This window comes from Hathewaya proteolytica DSM 3090 (assembly GCF_900142225.1).
Lineage (GTDB): Bacteria > Bacillota > Clostridia > Clostridiales > Clostridiaceae > Hathewaya > Hathewaya proteolytica.
In genome coordinates, this window is record NZ_FRAD01000009.1 from 19,079 (window position 1) to 41,851 (window position 22,773).

At 33.1% G+C, this 22,773-nt stretch carries 20 protein-coding genes and 2 pseudogenes; 21 read left to right on the top strand and 1 reads right to left on the bottom strand.

Features of this window, described 5'->3' with window-relative positions:
* Positions 1 to 64: 64 nt before the first annotated feature.
* The 17 genes and pseudogenes from BUA73_RS06035 to BUA73_RS06125 all read left to right on the top strand — a co-directional run bounded on the left by BUA73_RS06035 (position 65) and on the right by BUA73_RS06125 (position 18,149).
* Positions 65 to 6,406, top strand: a complete 6,342-nt coding sequence (locus BUA73_RS06035; protein WP_178139231.1) for an NACHT domain-containing protein — start codon at positions 65 to 67, stop codon at positions 6,404 to 6,406.
* 170 nt (positions 6,407 to 6,576) lie between these two features.
* Complete coding sequence (locus BUA73_RS06040) at positions 6,577 to 7,266, top strand: hypothetical protein (protein WP_072903256.1); 690 nt, start codon at positions 6,577 to 6,579, stop codon at positions 7,264 to 7,266.
* Positions 7,267 to 7,387: 121 nt separating this feature from the next.
* Positions 7,388 to 8,032, top strand: coding sequence for a flavodoxin family protein (locus BUA73_RS06045; RefSeq protein WP_072903257.1), 645 nt, complete (start codon positions 7,388 to 7,390; stop codon positions 8,030 to 8,032).
* Between the two features lie 656 nt (positions 8,033 to 8,688).
* Positions 8,689 to 8,898, top strand: coding sequence for a hypothetical protein (locus BUA73_RS06055; RefSeq protein WP_072903259.1), 210 nt, complete (start codon positions 8,689 to 8,691; stop codon positions 8,896 to 8,898).
* A 206-nt stretch (positions 8,899 to 9,104) separates the two neighbouring features.
* A complete protein-coding gene (locus BUA73_RS06060) occupies positions 9,105 to 9,551 on the top strand; it encodes a nucleotidyltransferase family protein (RefSeq protein ID WP_242942342.1) in 447 nt (148 codons plus the stop codon).
* Complete coding sequence (locus BUA73_RS06065; RefSeq protein WP_072903261.1) at positions 9,523 to 9,744, top strand: DUF6718 family protein; 222 nt, start codon at positions 9,523 to 9,525, stop codon at positions 9,742 to 9,744. Before BUA73_RS06060 ends, BUA73_RS06065 begins: the two co-directional genes overlap by 29 nt.
* A 167-nt stretch (positions 9,745 to 9,911) precedes the next feature.
* Positions 9,912 to 10,436 (top strand): GNAT family N-acetyltransferase, encoded by a 525-nt coding sequence (locus tag BUA73_RS06070; protein WP_072903262.1) that lies wholly within the window; start codon positions 9,912 to 9,914, stop codon positions 10,434 to 10,436.
* A gap of 94 nt (positions 10,437 to 10,530) precedes the next feature.
* On the top strand, positions 10,531 to 10,719 hold the full coding sequence (locus BUA73_RS06075) for a DUF4177 domain-containing protein (RefSeq protein ID WP_072903263.1): 189 nt from the start codon (positions 10,531 to 10,533) through the stop codon (positions 10,717 to 10,719).
* Positions 10,720 to 10,896: 177 nt separating this feature from the next.
* A complete protein-coding gene (locus BUA73_RS06080; protein ID WP_072903264.1) occupies positions 10,897 to 11,424 on the top strand; it encodes a flavodoxin family protein in 528 nt (175 codons plus the stop codon).
* 168 nt (positions 11,425 to 11,592) lie between these two features.
* The gene (locus BUA73_RS06085) at positions 11,593 to 12,243 is read left to right on the top strand and encodes a hypothetical protein (RefSeq protein WP_072903265.1); all 651 of its coding nucleotides are present in this window, start codon (positions 11,593 to 11,595) and stop codon (positions 12,241 to 12,243) included.
* 468 nt (positions 12,244 to 12,711) lie between these two features.
* On the top strand, positions 12,712 to 13,413 hold the full coding sequence (locus BUA73_RS06090; protein WP_072903266.1) for a DUF6088 family protein: 702 nt from the start codon (positions 12,712 to 12,714) through the stop codon (positions 13,411 to 13,413).
* 88 nt (positions 13,414 to 13,501) lie between these two features.
* Positions 13,502 to 14,329, top strand: a pseudogene (locus tag BUA73_RS14350) (nucleotidyl transferase AbiEii/AbiGii toxin family protein).
* 237 nt (positions 14,330 to 14,566) lie between these two features.
* Complete coding sequence (locus BUA73_RS06105; protein WP_072903269.1) at positions 14,567 to 14,800, top strand: DUF2188 domain-containing protein; 234 nt, start codon at positions 14,567 to 14,569, stop codon at positions 14,798 to 14,800.
* Positions 14,801 to 15,368: 568 nt separating this feature from the next.
* The gene (locus BUA73_RS06110) at positions 15,369 to 16,130 is read left to right on the top strand and encodes a Fic family protein (RefSeq protein WP_242942343.1); all 762 of its coding nucleotides are present in this window, start codon (positions 15,369 to 15,371) and stop codon (positions 16,128 to 16,130) included.
* Between the two features lie 174 nt (positions 16,131 to 16,304).
* Positions 16,305 to 16,442: a helix-turn-helix domain-containing protein gene (locus tag BUA73_RS13700; RefSeq protein ID WP_207649866.1), complete on the top strand. Its 138-nt coding sequence runs from the start codon at positions 16,305 to 16,307 to the stop codon at positions 16,440 to 16,442.
* Positions 16,443 to 16,748: 306 nt separating this feature from the next.
* Positions 16,749 to 16,883 (top strand): annotated as a pseudogene (locus tag BUA73_RS14595) (GHKL domain-containing protein); the annotation flags it as partial.
* Between the two features lie 204 nt (positions 16,884 to 17,087).
* Positions 17,088 to 18,149, top strand: coding sequence for a transglutaminase family protein (locus BUA73_RS06125; protein ID WP_072903270.1), 1,062 nt, complete (start codon positions 17,088 to 17,090; stop codon positions 18,147 to 18,149).
* A gap of 91 nt (positions 18,150 to 18,240) precedes the next feature.
* Here BUA73_RS06125 and BUA73_RS06130 read toward each other — a convergent pair whose 3' ends face one another.
* Positions 18,241 to 18,648 (bottom strand): hypothetical protein, encoded by a 408-nt coding sequence (locus BUA73_RS06130; protein WP_072903271.1) that lies wholly within the window; start codon positions 18,646 to 18,648, stop codon positions 18,241 to 18,243.
* 502 nt (positions 18,649 to 19,150) lie between these two features.
* Here BUA73_RS06130 and BUA73_RS06135 point away from each other — a divergent pair.
* The 4 genes from BUA73_RS06135 (at position 19,151) to yaaA (ending at position 22,743) form a co-directional block, all read left to right on the top strand.
* Positions 19,151 to 20,161, top strand: a complete 1,011-nt coding sequence (locus BUA73_RS06135; RefSeq protein WP_072903272.1) for an EcsC family protein — start codon at positions 19,151 to 19,153, stop codon at positions 20,159 to 20,161.
* Between the two features lie 181 nt (positions 20,162 to 20,342).
* Entirely contained in the window at positions 20,343 to 20,849 is a 507-nt protein-coding gene (locus BUA73_RS06140) for a hypothetical protein (RefSeq protein WP_072903273.1), read from the top strand.
* Between the two features lie 68 nt (positions 20,850 to 20,917).
* Positions 20,918 to 22,015, top strand: coding sequence for a metallophosphoesterase (locus BUA73_RS06145; RefSeq protein ID WP_072903274.1), 1,098 nt, complete (start codon positions 20,918 to 20,920; stop codon positions 22,013 to 22,015).
* The gene (yaaA, locus tag BUA73_RS06150; RefSeq protein ID WP_072903275.1) at positions 22,003 to 22,743 is read left to right on the top strand and encodes a peroxide stress protein YaaA; all 741 of its coding nucleotides are present in this window, start codon (positions 22,003 to 22,005) and stop codon (positions 22,741 to 22,743) included. The genes BUA73_RS06145 and yaaA overlap by 13 nt, the downstream gene beginning before the upstream one ends.
* The last annotated feature ends 30 nt before the right edge of the window (positions 22,744 to 22,773 follow it).

Sequence of the window (22,773 nt, forward strand, 5' to 3'; positions counted from 1 at the left end):
GTAAAGTGACGGTAAAGGAGAAACGCTAAAGTAATATATGTTTATAGAAGGCGGTGAGTTTTTAATGGATAAAAAGAATAATGCAGGTGCTATAGCTTCAAATGCTGGAGATGATTTTCATCTTATTTGGGCATGTAAGAAATTATTAGATACACTTAAACCTAATAGTGAATTGACTGCAATATCGGTTGAAGGCCCCGCTTGGGCAGACTCAATCGAAATTGTGGATGAACAAAAATTATATTCTATTGACTTGGCTGAGTACCATGGGGGAATTAATTTTGAACGAGCTGAGCATGTAATTTTCTCACAGTTAAAATATAGTGCCTACCAAATGGATAAACCATGGACGGCAGCGGGCTTATGCACTAAAACGAGCACAACAACGGACAATTCCATCATTCGTCGCTTGGCAGATACTTATGCTGGATTCGACGCTAAGTTTGACAATACTTCAGGGAAGTTAACATTAAAATTGGTTAGTAATCGTAAATTACATGTCGATTTTTCAGCAAATATTGCAGAGGCTGTGCTTAAACTTAAAGAAAAAAAGTATAAACGAACTGGAGATTTGCTGAAAAGCGTATCCCCTAAATGCAAAGATGATATTGAAAAACTGTATAAGACGTCGAGTCTTACTTCTGTTGTATTCACAAAATTCTTGTTAGCCTTAAATTTTGACGATTGTGGTACGGATATTCGAAGTATTCATAGAGCTGAAATTATAAAGCAGTTAGGAAAATGGGGAGCAGGTAATTTGCGTGGCAGATATGATGCATTAATTAAGCATATTAAGGAAATGATGCTGCCCGAAAGCCCGATTGGATTTCCTATGGACAAGGAGTATGTATTAGCTGCATTAGATACAAGTAGTAGTGAGGTGTTTCCTGCACCAGCTATAATAGAAGCTGCATCAAATGGTTATATCAAGCGCAATATAAAGAATGCGATCCTCGACTGCATTAAAGAAAATAGGAAAAAAATTATCTGCATTCAAGCCACTGCCGGTATTGGTAAGACTACATTTGTAAGTCACCTTGAAGACATTTTACCAAAAGAATCGGTGGCAATTTTATATGATTGTTATGGTGGAGGAGCATTTTTGCAAGAGAGCGAACGCAGACATTTGATTGAGGTTGCTATTCCGCAAATTTGCAACACGTTAGCAACGGAATGTGGAACAGAATGGATTATTGGTAAGCCAACACATGAATATGAGTATTGGCGATTGCTTGAGCAACGATTAAAAGATGCAGTATTTTATGTAAAAGAACAAAATCCTCAAGCTGTAGTAACAATCATTATTGATGCAGCAGATAATAGTGTGATTGCATCAGATTTATTTAAAGAAGAGTGCTTTCTAAAAGGACTGTTAAGAGAATTACTCCCTGATGGTGTATTTCTAATCATTACTACAAGAACGGAAAGGGTTCACCTTATTCCGTTTGGCGGTGAAACCCTTCCAATTAGTTTACCTGCATTTAACCTCGGCGAGAGTTCGCAACACATCCATTCTGTCTTTATGAATGCAACTGATAAGCAATGTAAAGAATTTCATTTGCTTACTGATGGAAACCCTCGTTTGCAGACATATCTATTATCAGGAGCTACATCAATAAATGAAATGCTGTTGCAGATAAAACCAAATGGTAAGACCATGGAATCTTTGTTTAAAGAGTTTATTGATGTGGTTAGAGCAGAATATGATAAGTTAGTAGACACAGACATGCTGTTTTCGGCCTTAATTAATCTACCTAGACCAACTCCAATTAAAGTTCTATGCGAGTTGCTCTCTTTAAAGCAGGATGCCCTTCTAAGCATCAGTGTGGAGTGCCATAATGGATTTTATATGGATAATGCAAATATTTTCCTTAAAGATGAAGATTTTGAAACATACTTACGTATTCGTTATGGTAATAATGAAAAAACGATGAAGGTTATTGCTGACTACATGTATGATAAAAGAACGGCCTGCTCGTATTGTGCTAGATATTTACACATTTTTATTGACAAAGCAAATGAATTTGACCGATTAGTTCAAATTGCTTTAGACGAAAAAATAGACCATGATGCTATTGGGCTAGTGCAAGCAAACAAGGTAATGAAGTATCGCATACAGTTCGCTTTAAAGCGGCATGAGATGACTTTAGCTCAAAATCATCTATTAGCATGCAAATTGGTATATCGACTAATTGATTATAACGCCAAAGAAGATGCACTAAATGAATTTCTAACAAATGCACCAGATGAAGCGGTTGTATATTGTGATGAAATGTCTGTTTATAATATTTTCCATACTGAATCTAATGATTTCGATAGCTTGGGAAGATCAGCACTTGTATTTTCACATTTATCCAGTTACCATGCTGATGCTCGGCAATATATAAAAAGCTATTTAGCGGCAATCAAACTATATTACAATAAAACTGAAGATGTCAGAGGGTACCATTCCAGACCGAGCACATCTAATATTGTCGATATAGCTGAAGCAATGCTAAGGCTGGGAGAAAGTGAAAAAGCTGTAAATTGGCTATGTAACTGGAACCCGAAAAAAATTGAAACAAAATATATTTATAGAATAGTGCATAAACTTCTAAAATATAAATATACGGATCTATGCGGCGTACTATTTTCTCAAAGATGGACAAGCCCTAACAAGTTGGCGATTGTCTCCGCATACATTTCGTTAGGAAAAGAGCCGCCAAAGGCATATGTTGCCTATCTCCTAAGATTATTTAAGAAAATAAATAGTATACCAGCAAGTCGGTTTAGTTATAAGCAGGTACTATTGTTTGCAGAATATAGTTTACACATTAAAAACACTGAATTAGTAGGAGAGCTAGTAGATAAATTTTCTATAAACACTAGGTTTTCTAGAGTTCCATCTTTATATATGGAAGAAGAAAAACAAGGTTTTTTTGATACACTACGATATTATGCAATAAGGTATGTATGCACACGAGAGGCTGTAAAACCGATTGATTTGTGGGATGATAAAGGAAAATCAGCATCAAAACAAGAAGCAGAAAATAAACAATCATTTACGCGAATGGTCGATTTTCTTTTTCCTATTTACTTATTGCGTCTAAATTGCATCCAGAACAGCCCTAATTTACTTTATATATGCAACGAGACTCTTTCCAAGATGGTGAGGTCATCCTGGAATTTTCACACATACGATAAACATCAATTGTTGGAAGCCGGGTTACTCATATTTGTTGAGTCAATCTCTTGGGCTAATTTTACACAAAATGAATTTAAGGAGTTAATAAGTAAGTTAATAAATGTATGTAATACTGCTCCCCAATTTAAGTTAAAGCTATTAGATAAACTTATAAGCAATAAATATGCATCTAAGGCTGCATTTATAATCCTGGAATCGATCGATAGTAGCTATGAGAAATATCCTGCTTCGGCCAAGGAAATGTCCGAGGGCTATTTAAGTTGCGCTCAAATGGGGCGGAGAATTCAAGCTGAATTGGGTTTAAAGTACTTTAGAAAGGCAATCGAATGCACAAAGGGGCTGGATTATGAGTCTTATCGAAAACTTTACCTGTATAAGTGCCTTGCGAATAAGATTAGTGAGACAAAGGGAGACAATTTAGAACTGGCTTACAGAATAATAAGGTTAAGCGAAGATTTTTGCAGGAAGATGGGCGATGAAAAGAATTTTCCTTATCAAGAGTCAATAGGAGCAGCAGCTGTGCTTTCGCCTCAAAGCATTTGGGGATCATTGTCTCGCTTAGATGATAGAGATGATCATAATGGATTTTCGCTACAAGATACCGTTTCTATTGTACTAACTACATTATTGAATGCAGAGAAAATTTCTCTTGAAGATACAGTAGCCTTAATGGGCCTTTTACTTCCTGACTTATCTTCACAATATAACGAGTTGGTAGATACTATCTTGAAAAAAATGACCAAAGGAATACCTTCTCGTCAAAAGGCAATGCTTGAAATTTTAATACATGATGTCTTGTACAATATTCCTATGGATGAAAAACAATATAGGAGCAAATGTATAGTAGAATATTTAGATACAAATGTATTATCTCCGGAATTAAACACAGATAAAATTAAGTCTATGCAAAGCTTTTTGAAACAGATTCAAATAGAAAAACAATACCAATTTGCTCCTACAAAAGAGCCGGAAAAGGATATTGATATAAAACAATATCTGTCCGAAAGCGATATTTCGTCCCAGAAAATACTTCAAGATAGACTTAATCTACGAACCACCGCTGACAGAGAATTGTTTGTCACAGAATGGTTGGAAAGCCTTCTGCCAGATCAATATGTACTTTCACTAACATGGCTGTTGGAAATTATCGCAAATGATTTTTATCATTATGGAAGCAATCAAATATTAAAAAACATTGCAGCTTTTGTAGACAGCATAAAAGAATGGCCATCAATTGAAAAATGGCGTAACGACACCGCCATACAACAACACTTCATGAAATTATTTGCAATAGAATTATTGCATTTATATGATGTCTATGAGGATGTCTACAATACATTACTTGCTATATTTCCTGCCAATGGTCAGGTGCAATATGAAGCCTTCTTATATTACGTGGCAAATCATATTGAAATTTATGACGAACAGCTTGTAAAGACGATTTGCCGAATGTCTGTTGTACTTTCTTCAAAGGAAGCTTTAGAGATGCTGCATTGGGCAACGGACAATGAAATGGTTCATGTACATCCGGCTTCTGGAGACGGAGCAGACTATAATATCAAGGTATCAGAAATCAAAAATGATAAGCATGGTGTTGAGTATTTCATATGGCGTCTATTGGGGCATAAAGATAAAGGCGTGCGCTGTAAAGCAGCACATGTTTTGTTGCGTACTGCTGTTCTTGGAGACTTTGATATAATAAAAAGTATCGTGCAATTCTATAATAATCCATTACCTATATGGTATATGGATGAAAAGAACTATTTTTTCATAGAATCAGCGAGAATCTGGTACTTAGCTACTTGCTTGCGCATTGCAAAGACATATTCGAAATCGCTAGTTTCAATATACCCTTTTTTCAAATCTATTGCATGTGCCGAAAATATAGTACATGCTTTACAGAGAAGGTTGGCAAGAGATATTTGCCTACTTCTTGCACCATATTGTGATGCTGATTCCATAGATAAACTCTCAATATGCGATAAATGTATAGAGGATGATCATGTTGGTGGAATGAGAAAATACCAACGTGAAAGCACAAAAAGTTCTGAAAGTTGGAAATTCAGTTTCGATACTACTGATACATTGCGATATTGGTATGATGATGTAGCTGAAATATTTGGCTGTACACAAAATGAAGTGGCGAATGAATGTGATTTCTTTGTTGCTCAGTTTGGAGTTACAAATGAGCAGTGTATCAAATGGAATAAAAATTTTTTAAGGCAAGAAGAATATCAAAAAACATACAATGATCATGGGCATATTCCAACTGTAGAGACTCTTGAAAAGTATGTAGAATGGCATTCAATGTTTTATGTTGCAGACAGATATCGCCAGACTAAAGCACAAATTGCAGATGACTACCGATCTTATGAATCGTGGCTAAATGGATATCTGTTTGGAGTGAATGGATTATGGTGTTTTGAATTTCGTAACCATGTACCATTTTTGCCTTTTTTGTGGGACTTTACAAAGACGATAGAGACAAAACCGAATTGGCACTATTTTATTCCTGAACATCTGCCGAACACGATGATAGATAATCCATTGGGAATTTCATTAGATATGATATATTCCGCTCACTTTCAGCAAAGCAATAGATATATTCAGATAGAGAGTGCTTTCGTCAAGAAAGATTGCATTAATCAATTAGTAACTGAACTGGAAAAGCCCAATGTTGCACTTTTTGACTTTTATCAGAAGAACTATGAGTATGGATACAGAGAGAAGCCTAAGTTTTTCGCTTATCCAACTTGCGATGTGATTACTACATTCCCAGATGATGCCCTTGATAAAAAAGATTTGCTGTTAAAAGATTATATTACTGCATCAAATTATTTAATGGGGGTATCCGATAAACTCAGGAAATATTTGAATGTATCACAAGAAGATCAACTTTTGTATACGAGAGTTGATAGCAATACCGATTTCCCTATTCAGATGTATCATTGGAGCGAACCGGAAAATGAAAGCGGTTACGAAAAACATAGTACTTATGGGAATATGGTTATAATCGAAAAAGAATGCTTGTTAGAAATATTGAAAAAGCAAAATCAGGCAATTGTATTTGAGGTATCGATATCTTTTGAAGATGATAGCTATAGGTTTCATGGAACTCCTAGTAAGCCCGCAAAAGCAAAAACCATATTATCTTTGAAAATTGATGAACAGAACAATGAGTTTGTTTGGGGAGAACACATACTTCCAATAAATGATAATTAATATATGTTTGGTACTAAGGCCTAACCATGCCTTTTGGGAATGTTTAGTACATAATCAATACATGTAGAGACGGTGATACAAATAACGCAGCCAGGGCGGTAAACTGGAATATGCAACCCCGCGCATGAGAAGTAAGATTGCATTATCTCCACTGAGAAAGAAGGAATAAAATGTTAGAAAGTATAGCTTGGCTGAACGAGTGCGGAATTATAGACTTGATTGGAATTATAGTCAGCCCTATTATCTCAATCATTATTTTGTGGTTAACCTTGAAGCATGACAAAAAGCAATTTAGGATACAAATTCAAAAACAAGAGAAAGAGCATAGAGAAAATATAGAAAAAACAGAACAACAGCACAAACAGCTCTTAAAACAACAGAAAGAGGAGAACCGAATCGCCGCAATGCCTTATTTTGTAATGGACAAAAAAATAGATACATATTTTGAGAACGAGACACTTTATTTTACAATTTCGTTTACAAACGAAGGAAATGGAACTGCCATTGAATTAACAGGGAAATATATAGCAGGTATGTCAAAAGATTATCTATGCCCCATGTGTGAAACTATTTCTGCTATCTACGGATGTGGCTGTCCATTTGACTATGAGACAAATGTGGCAAATCCGAAAGGAACTTGCCGTTTTGATATGTATCAAAAGCGAAATGCAGAAAATCAGGGGGATATGAATATTGATGAGGTCACTTTTAGCATTTTGTTTAAGGATATGTATTTGAATTTATATGAGCAACAGTTTATGTTCATTTTTGGGCAGAGTGCAGAAGACCGGAGCATAAGGATTATGCGCGTGTCTGTTGGGACTCCAGCATTAACAGAAACTGCTGCAGAAGAAAATTAATGCTTCCTCCAAGGCCCAACCACACCTTGCGGGAATCTTTTTCACACGCTCAACACATTGCGAAATCTGCTGCCTTTTGTCGAAACTGGATGGATAAATTAATTAGGAGAGGGAAGTTGTTATGAAAGTCATTGCTGTGAATGGAAGTCCAAGAAAAGGTGGAAACACTGCCGTATGGCTCCAAAACGCACTTAAGGGCGCGGAAACAAAGGGGGCTGAAACAGAGCTAATAAATCTTTATGAATTACATTTTAAAGGCTGTGTCAGTTGTTTTTCCTGCAAAAGAAAAGGAAATCATTGTAATGGAATCTGTGCAATCAAGGATGATCTTAGAGGAGTTCTTGAGAATATATTGACTTGTGACGTTCTTTTGCTGGGTTCTCCCATATATTTCGCAAACATTACCGGTGAAATGCGTTGTTTCCTTGAACGTCTGATATTTCCTAGTCTGCCTTATAATATAGGTGACAGATCTATTTTCCACGGAAAAATTGTATCGGCATTTATTTACACTATGAATGTTACGAAAGAACAAATGAAACAGATGAATTATGAAGCGATCTTTAAGCAAAATCAGATGCTGCTGGAGCTGTTTCGTGGACATTCAGAGATATTTATTTGCAATGATACCTATCAGTTCAAAGATTATTCCATGTATGAATCATCTAAATATGACGAGGCGCACAAAGCCCGAGTAAAGGCAGAACAGTTTCCAATCGACTTCCAGAAAGCTTTTAATCTGGGCATTCGGCTGGCAACGGGTTGATTGCTGCTTTAGACTGGATTTCTGAATTGAAAATGATAGTTTCCTCCAAGGCCCCACCAGCGTCAAGCGGCATCATTATCACCGCCACAAGGCATATTGAGGCGGTTGTTCTGCTGTCACGAGTGTAGCGAAGTGAGAGCAGATATACAACCACCCATGCAAGGTTTGCCCAAGAGGCATTGAAAGCTTAGTGAATTCGAGGATACGAAGAATGAACTTAGCGAGAAAGCCCATCTTACGAAGAGAAACGGAGTAAGATGTTCCTATCTCATAAGGAGTGCAGCGACAAATAAGTTTTCTACAATCACCATGCAAGGGCTTCCAAGAGGCATTGAATGACGGATGATATTCAATGCCTTTTCTGTTCTCGGGAACATATCCATATAATTATCCATATTAAAATGTTCTCTAAGAATCGTTAATCAATGGAAACGTGAAGATGAATATTTTTATGGATTGGATATTAAATGAGAGTTTTGAAGGCCGAACTAACTATGTTACGGAGCCCTATAGAATGGCTTATGCAATAGAAATGGTGGCAAAACTTTATTTAAAGGATAAAGGAATGAATTGGCATCATGCAATGAAGAAGTTGTTGTCGATGTTTATTTCACACATACAATTCTATAAGCGGTTACCTTTACATAACATATAATATGAAAACATTAAATAAATATATGGTAAATCGATTAGAAGGAATTTTGCTTGCAGTTTACGAGAAAAAATGGTTACAATTAGAATTACTGCATGAGTTTCTAACAGGATTTGGTGATGAATGGGATCCAGCTGAACCAGATATGAAAGACTTAGATTTAATTTGGGAAAGAAATTTAAAGTTGATAAAAAGCAATCTTAATATTAAATAGAAATTTATGATTAGATTTTATAGACAGGTGAATTATATGTATTAAATAAATTTGGTTTAAAAATTGAAATTCTTGAATCATTATCATATAAATCTAAACTAGGAATTAGTTTTAAGAGATCTTTAGGAAGATTTAATAAAGATAATGTCATAGAAGAAATAAAAAAGGTTAGGCTGTGGTATAACCAACAAAACATAATTGATAGTTTGCCAATAGATTCGAGGATAAAGAGTATTGGTTCGGCAATAATAAAATTTGATAAATATTATCCAGATGTAAATTTTTCCAGCGTATTTAATGATATATTGGGATTTAGAGCAGTTTGTTCTGATTATAGTGAGGTACTTGAATTAGAACTTGAAAAGAATATCAGAATTGTTGATATGTCAAAAGGAAAATCAAATGATGACGGGTATCGTGGAATTCATGTGTATTATCAAAAAACTAATTACCATTATCCTATAGAGATACAGTTAAATGCATATTATGATAGACAATTTAATGATTGGATGCATGATAAATTTTATAAAAGAGGATTTGATAAGAGTATTGGACAAATCTTGCGTAAACAATACGAAGATGGTAAAATAAAAACAAGAAAAGAATTTGAGGAGGTGCTAAAGTATGTGTTATCTAATTGCAAAAAAGTTTAATGAATCAGGTAGTATTGCACTTAAAACTGTTAGGGGCAAAGAACTAGCCTATTTTGTTGATGAATTTCAGGAAAAGATAGGATATGATATTCAATTAGTTACCATAACTAGGCCTTCAGCATATGGTGAATATGAGCCATATCAATTTGTAGATAGTTATGAGGAGTTTGAGAAGAAAGTAAATTTAATGTAATATTATAAACAGTAAAATTAGGTAAGGAGATAAGACTATAGGTTTTGTCTCTTTTTTATAAAGATAAAAAATCTAAGTACAAAGGGTTATACTGTGTACCTTTTGTCTAGGGTGAGCACAAAATAGTGAACCCTGAGATTCTTATTATACAAAAGGAGGGCCCTATTTTGAATATAGATTATAACGGGTTATGTATTAGAAATGCTGAGGAAAATGATTGCGAACAATTGGCAATGTGGTGGAATGACGGAAAGGTAATGGCGCATGCAGGATTCCCTAAAGGACTTGGAATATCTGCTGCTGAAATAGAGAGCCAGCTTGCTAATGATAGTGATGAGACCAAAAGGAGGTTAATTATAGAATATCAGGATAAGTTAATAGGAGAAATGAGTTTTTATTCCTATGAAAATGCTAAATATGAGATAGGTATAAAGATATGTGAGCCTGCTTATCAGGAAAAAGGACTTGGACGAATTGCGTTAAGTATGCTGATTGAAAAATTATTTCATATGGGAGCAAAACTTATTTTTTTAGATACTAACCTCAATAATACTAGGGCTCAACATGTATATGAAAAATTAGGTTTCAAAAAAGTAGCAATAAATAAGAATTCGTGGAAAGATCAGTTGGGGGATTTTCAGTCATCTGTTGACTATGAATTGACTAAAGATGATTTTTGTAATTTAAAATAAACCAAGTAAATTATTTTAATAATAATCAAATAACTAGTTAGGTATTTAGTTAACAAAATTCATTTATATAATACGGTGCGAAGGGGTAGAGTATATGAAAAAATATGAATATGTAAGTTTAGAAATTGGTAAAGTCTTCAGCTCTGGTAATGAAAACCATAGAGAAATTATTGATAAATATGCTTGCGAAGGTTATAGGTATGTAGGATTCATGCCTACAAAAATAGAATATCATGGGAAAATAGATATGGTAGATCTAATCTTTGAAAAAGAGATTGAATAGCCAATTTTTATCTAGAAATGCTAAGAAGAACTTAGAGAAATCTAGGTTTTTTTTGCTAACATAAAGGTATAGTCTAACAACTTTTCGTTGACATATATCCTATTAGTAAAATCAAATGAAATAACTTTGAAAATTAGATATAATATAAATGAAAATATAGTAAGGGAGAGGTGCATTATGAAGCTTATTATTTCTTTCTCAGGTAGGGAAAATGGCAATTGTAAAGCTTTGGCTGAGTATATTAGTAAAACTAACGATAAAATTATTGATTTCAAGAGTTTAGATATTCACGGTTGCAGTAACTGTGAATATGAATGTTTTACTAATAAATGCAAGTATAGGGATGATGATATTTATTCATTATATAATGGAATGGTTAATTATGATAAAGTGATTTTAATTGTGCCAATCTATTGTGGAAATCCATCGTCTCTCTATTATATTTTCAATGAACGTAGTCAGAATTATTTTATGCACAATGAAGAGAAATATAATGATATTGTGAATCGTTTGTTTTTCATTGGTGTATACGGAAGTTGTGAAGAAGCCCCAGATTTTTTAGATGTATTTGAAAAATGGTTTGATTGCGCGGATTCAAAAAAACATATTCTCGGAATAGAACGACATAAATACAATGAAAAGATAAATGATTGTATAGTTGATGCAACAGGTGTTAAAGAAATAGTAGATGAATTTCTAAAGTAATAATGGGGGCGTTTTTTGAGCTACATTGGTTGTATTGATATAATGGGTGGAGATATAAAGGATATAATGGTAAACTAAAAAAGTAGGCTACTCGTCATTAGATATAATTGCACTTTGTTACACTTTGGGGTTGCAAAATACAATTTATTTTATAGGAGAGGTGAAGATATGATAAATATTACCCAAATAATAGGTATTTCAAATAGTTATCCAGAAGAAATTGAGGGAACAAATGAATGGTATTCCTCTAGAGAAGAGTCAGTTGAAGTTTGTGACTTATACGAAGCACAAGAGATATTTAATAAAAATGGATTTTTTAAAGGAATAAATTATCACTTAATTCATTACCCTGATGGGAAGGTACATTCACCATTCCAAATCCAAGCAAATATATATGTTGAAAAACCAATATGGAATAATGGAGTATTAAATTTTTTAGTTATTGATTTTGTTGAAAATTTAATTAGGATTACAGAATATATGCCAGCCGAAGAAAAATTAGAAGTAATTACTGAGTTGCATTTATCAGAAGTTGAAGATTGCTATAACTTAATGCTTGAAACAACACCACTTACTCTTGGAAGAAGTGGACATGATGGATTCTACGAAATTGTTTGGCCAGAAAAAAAGAAAATTGCTATTGGAGAAACAGAAACGGTATTATTTCGGGATGAGGATAAGTTATATCTATCGGAATGGTACGAGGATCCGGACTATCATGAAAATGTAATAGTTAGAGATATTCAAACAGGGAATATAATTGAAAAAAGTGAAGGTTATTTACGTAGACTACCTAATAACGTGTACTGGAAAATATAAATACAATATTGTTTAGCCATAAAGTGAAGGTTGCATTGTTGATTCAATAGTTGTTAATGAAATAGTGGATGAATTTCTAAAGTAATAATGGGGTTCATTTTGAACTACGTTAAAGGGTTTGTGAACTAGTTCCCACAAATAAACAGTAGTATATGACAGCTTTCTGTGGTGTGTATGCTATATAAAAGGTAAACACATTGGCGTGACACGATTTCCAGATTAAAAAAATATTTCCGTAAACAGAAAATGGATTCACCTTTGAAACAGTGATATAAGAAATATACAAAACTTAGAAGTATAAGGAGCATTCATTAAAATTGGATGCTCTTACTTTTTATAAATTCAAGTTTATTGCAAATGTATATTAGGTGAAATTTTGTTTATAATAATAATGTCAAGTAAAAATCAAAAAAACTTGACGAATAAGAGTTATAAATCATATAATTTAATTAGAGAGAAGGTGATATTTTGAATTATCAACTTGAAGTAAGAAAAAAGATAGAAGAATATCCAGTTAAGGAGTTAATTATTGCCAATAGATTTTTAAAGCAAAACCTACCATATATTCCGGCAGATGCTTATTATAAAAGCATAGAAAGAATGTTAAGAAATGGCGAATTAGAAAGGGTGGCTAAAGGGGTTTATTGTAGACCTAAAATCACTAAGTTTGGAAAAGTATCAGCCAGTGAAGAAAATATATTAAATTATTTTATTGGAAAAGAAAATTATACAGGGGTTGTTGTAGGTTATAGATTATATAATAAATATGGGATTACAACTCAAGTATCTAAGACAGTTAATATTTATTCAAATATTTTAGAGGAAGAAACAAAAGTCATTAAAAATGTCCAAATAAAGAAAATAAATATATCAATTAATTCAAAAACTAAGAGAGCAATAGAACAGTTGGAAATATTAGAAAATCATAATCAAATTGAAGAGATTGATAGAAAGAAAATGGTATACGTTCATGGGATTATTGCAGAAGAATATTCAGATGAAGTTTTTACAAGTGTTTTAAGAAATATGAAGTATAAAAAAAGAACTATTGCTTTTTTAGAAAGTATTTTAAAGGGTAAAAGAGTAGAAAATACTCTTTCACAGTTTTTAAATAAGACGTCAAAATATAAAATACCAACAATGGAGGAATCTTATGAATCTGCATACTAATAAAGAAGATTTTGAAGATTTATGTGTACTCACAAGCGAATATATAGGAATTCCTCAAGATGCTGTAAAAAGAGATTATTATCTTGTAATGTTACTTAAAAACTTACAAGATAGCAATTTTGCTAGTGAATGTGTATTTAAAGGTGGAACATCATTAAGTAAATGTTATCCAGGATCAATAAATAGGTTTTCAGAAGATATTGGTTTAACATTTATACCAAAAGAACAATTAAGTAACAACCAATACAGTAAAACATTAAAAAAGATAGAAAAAATAATAATTGCAGATGCAAAAAGCGAAAAGATAGAAGATGAACGTAGTGATAGAAGTAAAAGCTCATATGTATGGTTTGAAGAAGAAGGTAGAGTTAAAATGGAGATAGGTTCAAGTGTTATGCCAGATCCTTATGAAGCAAGAGTTCTAAAAACTTATATTCAAGGATTTTTAGAGCATAAAAATATGTGTGATGAAATAAGATAATATGAATTAGAAGAAGTTAATATTAATGTGTTAAGCATTCAAAGAACCTTTCTTGATAAAATTTTTTCAGTTAAAAGGCACACAATAGATGGAAATATAACCGAAAAAGTAAGACATATATATGATGTGACACAATTGTATAAGATGAAAAAAATAAAAGATTTTATTAATAATAAGAATGATTTGAAGAATCTAGTAAAAAAAATCAAAGAAACTGATTCTTTTTATTTAGAAAAACGTAATAAACCATCTAAATACAATCCTCTTGAAAAATATAATTTTAATTTATGGAAGATATATTTTAAAGATGATGTTAAAAAAAGCTATGAATCTTTGCATGAAAACCTAGTATATGGAAACAAAAAGCAGGATTTTAAAGAGGCCATGGAAACTTTTAAATCTATAGGTTTTTTATTTGAGGATATAGATGAGTAAAATATATTGGAGTATTAGTCAAAGCATCATGTTTTAGATATTTAACCTGTCTACTTGACAGGTGGCATATCAGTTAATAATCGGGTGCTTTTCTATATAAATAATTATAAAAAATAGAAGGAATATTTAAATTTATAAAGAAATATATACGTAAGGGTAAATTTATGCTATTTACTATTATAAATTTTATAAATAATGAGTAATTAACTCAATAAGATTTTAAAGGGGATGTTTTAATTGTCAAGAAATGTATACCATGTTGTGCATAATAGTGATAAAGAAGTTTGGCAGGTAAAAAAAGAGGGAAGTTCAACAGCAATTAAGAATTGTGATACAAAGAATGAAGCAATTGATTATGCTGTAGAATTAGCAAAAAATAACAAACCAAGTCAAGTAAAAATTCATAAAAAAGATGGAACTATCGAAAGTGAAAGAACTTATGGAGATGATCCTTGTCCTCCAAGAGGATAATATTATAATTATTTTTTAGTAAATTACTCATTATTTTAAAACATCAGCTACAAATAGTATCTGGTGTTTTATTTTGACTAAAAATATTTAATAAGGTTGTTTTTGAGAGCATAGTTTTAAGCGTCAAAATTAAGTACCTAGAAAACCAACCTTCTATTGATAAACTTAAGTAAAAGATTATCAAGGGAGGATTGCTTATGTGTAAAAAATTAGATAATAAGGCTTGGGAGGAATATTTAAATAACTTTGACGCTGTTAAAAAGAGACAATAACAGTAAGAGGTTTCTGCGAAGAAAACAACCTTAGTAAGAGTTAATTTTATTATCATAAAAAAAGACTAGGAAATGTAGCCGGAGGTAAAGAACCTGTTTTTCAAGGTATCTCTTTGAATTGTAAGGTTCATAGTATGGAAGAAGACACATGTACATCAAAAGAAGTAAAAATTACCATAGTGCCATTTTTACATAACCTTTTGCATAGTACTTTTGCTATCTGCATATAAAGCAGTAAAATGATATGCAGATAGTAGCGAAATATTATTGATTTTCTGCATATAAACAGAGATGCGTTGAATGAAATCCATTTAGGATATGACCGTATTGATATTGGTGAGAGCGACATTCTCCGATTGCACGAAATGTTGATGTCTATTGCAGGCTATGAATTTGGCGGCAAGTACAAAACGGATGACAATGTTATTTTAGAGGTTGATGCTGATGGCACACGGAAAGTTCGTTTCAGACCAACCCTTGCCGCTGAAACAAAAAAGGCTATGGAGCAGCTGGAACTTGCCTATATGGAGGCACGGGATAATGCTAATATCAATCAGCTGCTTTTGATCCCTTGTGTTATCCTTGACTTTCTATGCATTCACCCGTTCCGTGATGGTAACGGCAGAATGTCACGGTTACTGTCCTTATTGTTGCTTTATAAGAATGGTTATGATGCAGGCAAATATATTTCCTTTGAGGAACAGATCAACAATTCTAAGGCTTACTATTATGAAGCGTTGAAACAATCCTCTACCGGATGGGACACAAATGAAAACACCTACTTCCCATTCATTGAAAATTTTCTGTCCACACTATATATGTGTTATAAGGAATTGGACAAACGCTTTGCTGTTGTCCATGGGAAAAAGATTACAAAAAAAGCACGTATTGAAGCTACTGTGATGAACAGCTTGACACCGCTTTCCAAATCTGAGATTTGTAGAATTCTTCCGGATGTTAGCCCAACCACGGTAGAAGCTGTGCTCGGTGCTATGGTTAAAGATGGAACAGTCAAGCGGATTGGTTCATCCCGGTCATCAAGATATATCAAAGTGTAAATATAAGTAGAGTAATGATGAATGCTTGGTAATTAAAGCATGAAATCAATTAGCTTATATCGTTATTAACTTTCCTACCAAAGACAAGTGGAGAGCAAAAAATATGGAATGAATATTGTTCATTTATAAGTGAATAATATTCATTTATAATTCTTAATATGGATGGTGATTTGCTTGAGAACAATTAAATCAATTGATGAAAGGCAACAGGAAATATTAGATGGAGCTATGAAGCTTTTTAGTGAAAAAGGGTATGATAGAACATCTATTTCGGATATTGCCAGATATTTAGGAATATCACAAGGATTGTGATATAGGTATTTTAAATCAAAGGAAGAAATATTTAAAAATGCAATTGATGAGTATTCAAATAATATAGCTGATGAAATGATAATGGTTATAAAATCTCCGCATATGTCTCTTGAAGAGAAAATTTTAGGAGAAAAAAGAGGATTTATACTATAAGGTTTTTCATGGAGAAAATTCAAGACCTTTACATGAACGTATGTCTATTAATATTTGTAGAAAAATTATTCCATATATTCAAGAAGAAATAGAAAAGGAAATTGTTAATGGAAAATTAAAAGCTAATGATCCAATTTATTTAAACAAGGTTATACAACGAAATTAGGGAAAAATCGTGGTATTGGCTTATATTCAGTAAAACAAATATTAGATCAATATGAAAATACTATATATAACACTTATATAAAAAATGAAAGATTTGTGCAGGAAATTATAATAAATAAATAAGGGATTATTGGTTAGTTCCTCAAATATTACATATTTAATAGTTTGTGATGCTGACTTGTAAATTGGAATTTATGATGAATTCTTAATTAATTATAGAAATACTCTATGCTTGACAATGATTTTATTCCTAATTGTTTTTTTACAATAAATTTGTGCTATAATTTTAAAAGTAAGAAAAATGTAAATGTAAGGGTGGAGATTACTATGAAACGAAGAATTTCAGCAATAATATTTGGGGCAGTGGTATCTTTGTCACTTCTTGTAGGCTGTACAAAAGCTACACCTTCCACAAGCACTGGAGATGGTCAGAAAACAACAGAGGCAGAAAAGAAGGTAGTCAATGGAATCGTAACTTACAATGTGGATTTAACTAAATACGAAAAAGGTAAAAAAGTCCGCTTGTGGTTGCCTGTAGCTCAGACTAATGAAGAACAAACAGTGAAAGACCTTAAGTATGATGCATCTGGGGCAAAGGCTTCCTTAGAAAAAGATAAGGAAGGAAACCAAATTCTTTATGTTGAATGGGATGAAAATGCAGAGCCTACTACTCGTAAAGTAACTTGTTCCTTCGTAGCTAACAGACCAGAAGTTTTAAGGCCTGAACTTAAAGAATCAGGAACAATTCCTGAAGAGATGGGTGAATTCTTGAAGCCAACTAAAATGGTAGTTACTGATGGTAATATGAAGATATTAGCTGATGAGATTACCAAGGATAAGAAGACTGTATTGGAAAAGTCTAGAGCCATCTATGATTGGGTTATCGCTAATATGAACCGTGATGAATCCGTCATCGGTTGTGGTGTTGGCGATGTAGAAAAACTATTAATAAGTAAGGGCGGTAAGTGTACAGACATTAACTCAGTATTTGTCGGATTATGTCGTGCAGCTGGTATACCAGCACGTGAAATGTTCGGTGTTCGTATGAATGCAGATGACATTACTAAGAATCAGCACTGTTGGTCTCAATTCTATCTTCCAGGAACTGGTTGGGTTTATGCAGATCCAGCTGATGTTCTTAAGGCTGTATTAAAGAACAAGTGGACTAAGGATTCTAAGGAAACTAAAGATCTACAAGAATACTTCTGGGGAGGTATGGATGAAAAAAGAGTTGAGTTATCCAGAGGTCGTGATATAGTCCTTGCACCTACACAAGCTGGTGAGCCACTAAATAATTTTGGCTATCCTTATGCGGAAATTGATGGCCAGGATATTGATTACTATGCACCTAGTAACTTTGTTTACACTATTTCCTTTGTTAAGAAGTAGCATATCAAAGTGCATAACTGTATTACTAGGTTATTTTAATGCTAATTGTGGAAATTGTTTTATAAAAAAAGGTGCTCTGATGGGCACCTTTTTAAATTAATAGATGTGAAGCTATTGAAATTAAAAGCAGAAAGGATAGGTTCCTGTGTATTTTAAGCCAACTACCCTTAAAATTTTTATTGATGAATGCACCATATGCACCTAATGCAATTATGACCAGCATTATTATTGCTGCAGCTAAGCCGGTAATAGATAAGCCCTCTATGTTATACATTATAAAGAAATGAGTTATAAGTGCAATGGCTGCTGCATACCCGGCCAACTTATGATATCTAATAACATATCTCATTACAATTCGATAGTAGTCCACATATTTCTTATAGGACTTTGGTACTTTTACAATATATTTCCTATTAATGTACTTTAAAAGGAAATTTGCAAAAGCAATACCATACCCAATAGCTATAATCCAACCTAATAATTCAGCAAAATCTTTCATAATTAACCTAACCCCCATATAAGTGTTTTATTATAATATTGAATATACAAAAGTAAATAAGGGAAATTGAATTCATGATAATAACAAACTTTCATGTTATTTGTGTTTAGCGATTTAATTATAGCACAAAAAAGATGTAATTATGTGTATTTTAAAAAAATAATGTCACACTTAATATATGAGAATAAAGTAGGAAATATAGTGTAAAAACTTTACACTAACAAGTTTACTTATTGATGATAAAGAAGAAAAGATACTAAATATATAATTTTATCAAAATTATTGAAAAAAGAAAAATAAACTATATAATTAGGAGTGGAGTATATGTAATAAAATATTATTTTATATAACATGAAGTACAAGGAAGAAAAAAGATATATTGAAATGAAAAAATGAATAGTGCATGGAATCATTGATGGCATTGAGGATCCGCGCAATTTACAAACGCTGTTATGAATTTTATATAAATGAACAAACATAAAGTTTGTGGAGGAGAACTACTATGGTAAAAGAAAGTGAACAAGCATCAGTGAACGAAGCTACAACTGATGGGAAGAAAAAAATATTTGGTATGGCACAGGCGGCTGGTAAAGGATTTGCAAAGATGGCAAATGGTATAGGTAAAACTACTACAGCTGTGGCCAAGAAGACAACGGAATCAGTTGTAAAGTCGAAAGAAGCAGTATTTCAAGCTATTGACCAAAATGGAGATGGTCAAATTGGTATTGAAGATGTAATCATCATGGGTCTAAATGTTCCAGGAGTAAAAATTAATCGTGAGGCCTTTTTGAGAAAAGAGTTATTCAAGTATTACCCTCAAGATGTTATCGACGATGCAGTGCAGTTTAATCCCCTTCATGCGAAGATTAAGTTAGAAGATATCGACAAGATTGCAAATGAAGTTATTAAATTTGAGCGTAATTGTGTATCCGGCATATCAGCGGCATTGGGGGCTCCAGGCGGAGTGGCTATGGTAGCAACAATACCGGCAGATATCGCACAATACTATGGTTACATGATTCGTGTGGTTCAGAAGCTGTTGTATTTATATGGTTTCCCAGAGATTGACTCAAAAGAACAAGGTAATGTCATTGATACAGAAACAATGAATACGATTATTATTTGCATGGGTGTTATGTACGGTGTTGCTGGTGCCAATAAGGCAATTAAGGTAATGGCTAAAGCATTAGGGACAGGTGTGGAGAAGCAATTAATGAAAAAGGCACTGACCAAAGGATCTATTTATCCTATTGTAAAAAAAGTAAGTAACTTTTTTAGTGTTAATTTAACAAAGAAAATGTTTTCGGGATTTTTTAAGAAGTCCATACCTGTTATTGGCGGCGTTATTGGTGGCGGAATTACTTTCTTTTCCTTCAAGCCATGCTGTGACAAATTTAAGCTATCTTTGCAGGATACTATGCTCAGCAATCCTAACTACAATAGTGATAATTGTGAATTAGATATCACCACGGATGATGCTGAAATTATCGATGTGGAAGTAGTAGAAATATAAAAATAATTAGGAATAAACTAGGATGATTCATTGTAAGATTTAAAAATTAAACACTCAGAAAACTAATCCTCTCATTGATAAACTTAATTAAAAGATAAGCGGTGGGAGGATTACTTCAATAAACTTTATTAATGTAAAGAAAAATATAATCAAAGTTATATAAGTTATGGGGAGGTTTACAATGGACGCAATTATTTATAAATCCAATACGGGGACAACTGCAAAATATGCAGAATTATTAGGCGTAGAAACTGGGCTGCCAGTTCACGAGATAAGCAAAGCTAATGGGGTTGAACCTAATGCTGAAATCATTTACCTTGGGTGGCTTATGGCAGGGGAAATCAAAGGCTATAAACAAGCTGATAAAAAGTGGACAATTCGTGCAGCTTGTGGAGTTGGAATGAGCGCAACTGGTACACAAATTCAGGATGTTAGAAAAAGAAACAAGATTTCAGAAAAGGTTCCTGTCTTTACTTTACAGGGCGGTTTTTATATCAATAAACTTCATGGTTTGTATAAATTTATGATGAAGGTAATGATAAAAATTGTGGGGAAAAAGCTGGCTGCTAAAACAGATAGAACACAGGATGAGGATGTGATGTATGACATGATTATCCATGGTGGAGATTATGTTAGCATTGAAAATCTGAAAGATGTGTTGGCATGGTATTCAATAAGTCATGAATAAATATAATGAATATTTTAAAAGGAAAATCATTTATAATGTTTGTTTTTTAAAGAGGGAGTTGCTAGAATATGAATGCAAAGGTTAAAGAAGTTATGGTAGAAAAACACAGAAGAATAATTGCTATAAGTGATATTCACGGAAGTTTGAATCGGTTTAAAAAGCTATTAGCCCAAATTTCATATAATAAAAATGATATTTTAATATTAGTTGGGGATTTAATTGAAAAAGGGGAGCAAAGTCTGGAAACTCTAAGATACATAATGAAGCTATCCTTGGAACAGCAGGTATATACAGTCAGTGGAAACTGTGATACCCTGTGGGAAGATATTAAAAGTGAAGAAGATGGTGAAGGACTTTTACGGTATATGTTATTTAGGGAAAATAGCATATTAAATGAAATGTGCAGAGAACTTTCAATAGATGTTAATGAGAAATCTGATATAAATCATATTAAAATAAAGATAAGAGAAAATTTCATTTCAGAATTAAATTGGTTGGAGAATTTACCACACATTATAACCTTAGGGGATTTTATATTTGCCCATGCTGGAATTACCTCAGAAGAAAAATTAGAGCATAATAATGCAGATGAAGTAATGAAACGTGACGCTTTTATCAGTGAAGGTTTGGTGTTTTCAAAATATGTTATAGTAGGTCATTGGCCAACTGCTAATTATGGAAAAGAAAGAGGTTGTTGCAATCCAATTATCAATGAGCAGCAAAAGATTATTAGCATAGATGGTGGAAATAATATTAAGTCAGAAGGGCAGCTCAATGCGCTGATAATCCAAGAAAATAGTATTACTTTTCATTGTGTAGACGGTTTTCCTAAGGGTAAGGTAATAAAAAATCAGGAAGCCAAGGCAGATACTATTCAAATTACATGGATGGACAATAATATTCAGGTACTTGAGCAAGGTGAAGAGTTTACTTATTGTAGGCATGTATCCTCTAACCATGAGCTTTGGGTCAAGAATGATAGAATTTTTCAAGCTGAGGATGGTATCTATAGGTGCTACGATGCTACAGATTATTTTATAGAGGCCCATACAGGAGATATGGTTTCCATAGTGGAACAATGCAGTGATAAAACATTGGTGAAAAGGCATGGAGTCATTGGTTGGTTAAGAAATGACTGTTTGGAGGGTGGAACATGCGAATTATAATTTCACCAGCAAAGAAAATGAAAGTAGATGATGATTCCTTGGAATTTAAAAATCTGCCGGTTTTCTTGGAGGATACTAGACAAACCATGGAGTGGATGAAATCTCTCTCCATGAATGAAGCCAAGGAATTATGGGGGTGCAATGAAAAGATTGCAAAGCAAAATTATGAAAGGTTTCAGAATATGAATCTTACAGAGGGGTTAACACCAGCTATTCTTGCCTATGAAGGAATCCAGTATCAATACATGGCGCCGGCAGTGTTTGAGGAGAAAATGTTAGCCTATGTGCAGGAGCACCTTAGAATTCTTTCGGGATTTTATGGTGTTCTAAAACCAATGGATGGTGTTACTCCATACCGTTTGGAGATGCAAGCAAAAACGCAAATTGGAGATGTAGAGGGTTTGTATGATTTTTGGAAAGAAAAACTATATGATGAGCTGGTGGATGATTCCCATATCATTATCAATCTTGCATCAAAGGAATACTCTAGGTGTATAGAAAGCTATTTACAGCCGGATGATAGATTTATAACTTGTATTTTCGGTGAGATGGCAAATGGGAAAGTAGTTCAAAAGGGTACATACGCTAAGATGGCCAGAGGTGAAATGGTTCGGTTTATGGCCTCTAGGAATATTAATGAAGCAGATGGAATAAAGGAATTTAATATGATGGGATATAAGTATAAAGAGGAGTTGTCCACGGATACGGAATATGTATTTTTAAAATAAATGTGGTCTTTGGGAAACCACCCCAAAATT

Coding starts and splice junctions, on each gene's coding strand:
- BUA73_RS06035 (WP_178139231.1), top strand. CDS start 65: ATGGATAAAAAGAATAATGCAGGTGCTATAGCTTCAAATGCTGGAGAT.
- BUA73_RS06040 (WP_072903256.1), top strand. CDS start 6,577: ATGTTAGAAAGTATAGCTTGGCTGAACGAGTGCGGAATTATAGACTTG.
- BUA73_RS06045 (WP_072903257.1), top strand. CDS start 7,388: ATGAAAGTCATTGCTGTGAATGGAAGTCCAAGAAAAGGTGGAAACACT.
- BUA73_RS06055 (WP_072903259.1), top strand. CDS start 8,689: ATGAAAACATTAAATAAATATATGGTAAATCGATTAGAAGGAATTTTG.
- BUA73_RS06065 (WP_072903261.1), top strand. CDS start 9,523: ATGTGTTATCTAATTGCAAAAAAGTTTAATGAATCAGGTAGTATTGCA.
- BUA73_RS06075 (WP_072903263.1), top strand. CDS start 10,531: ATGAAAAAATATGAATATGTAAGTTTAGAAATTGGTAAAGTCTTCAGC.
- BUA73_RS06080 (WP_072903264.1), top strand. CDS start 10,897: ATGAAGCTTATTATTTCTTTCTCAGGTAGGGAAAATGGCAATTGTAAA.
- BUA73_RS06085 (WP_072903265.1), top strand. CDS start 11,593: ATGATAAATATTACCCAAATAATAGGTATTTCAAATAGTTATCCAGAA.
- BUA73_RS06125 (WP_072903270.1), top strand. CDS start 17,088: ATGAAACGAAGAATTTCAGCAATAATATTTGGGGCAGTGGTATCTTTG.
- BUA73_RS06130 (WP_072903271.1), bottom strand. CDS start 18,648: ATGAAAGATTTTGCTGAATTATTAGGTTGGATTATAGCTATTGGGTAT.
- BUA73_RS06135 (WP_072903272.1), top strand. CDS start 19,151: ATGGTAAAAGAAAGTGAACAAGCATCAGTGAACGAAGCTACAACTGAT.
- BUA73_RS06140 (WP_072903273.1), top strand. CDS start 20,343: ATGGACGCAATTATTTATAAATCCAATACGGGGACAACTGCAAAATAT.
- BUA73_RS06145 (WP_072903274.1), top strand. CDS start 20,918: ATGAATGCAAAGGTTAAAGAAGTTATGGTAGAAAAACACAGAAGAATA.
- yaaA (WP_072903275.1), top strand. CDS start 22,003: ATGCGAATTATAATTTCACCAGCAAAGAAAATGAAAGTAGATGATGAT.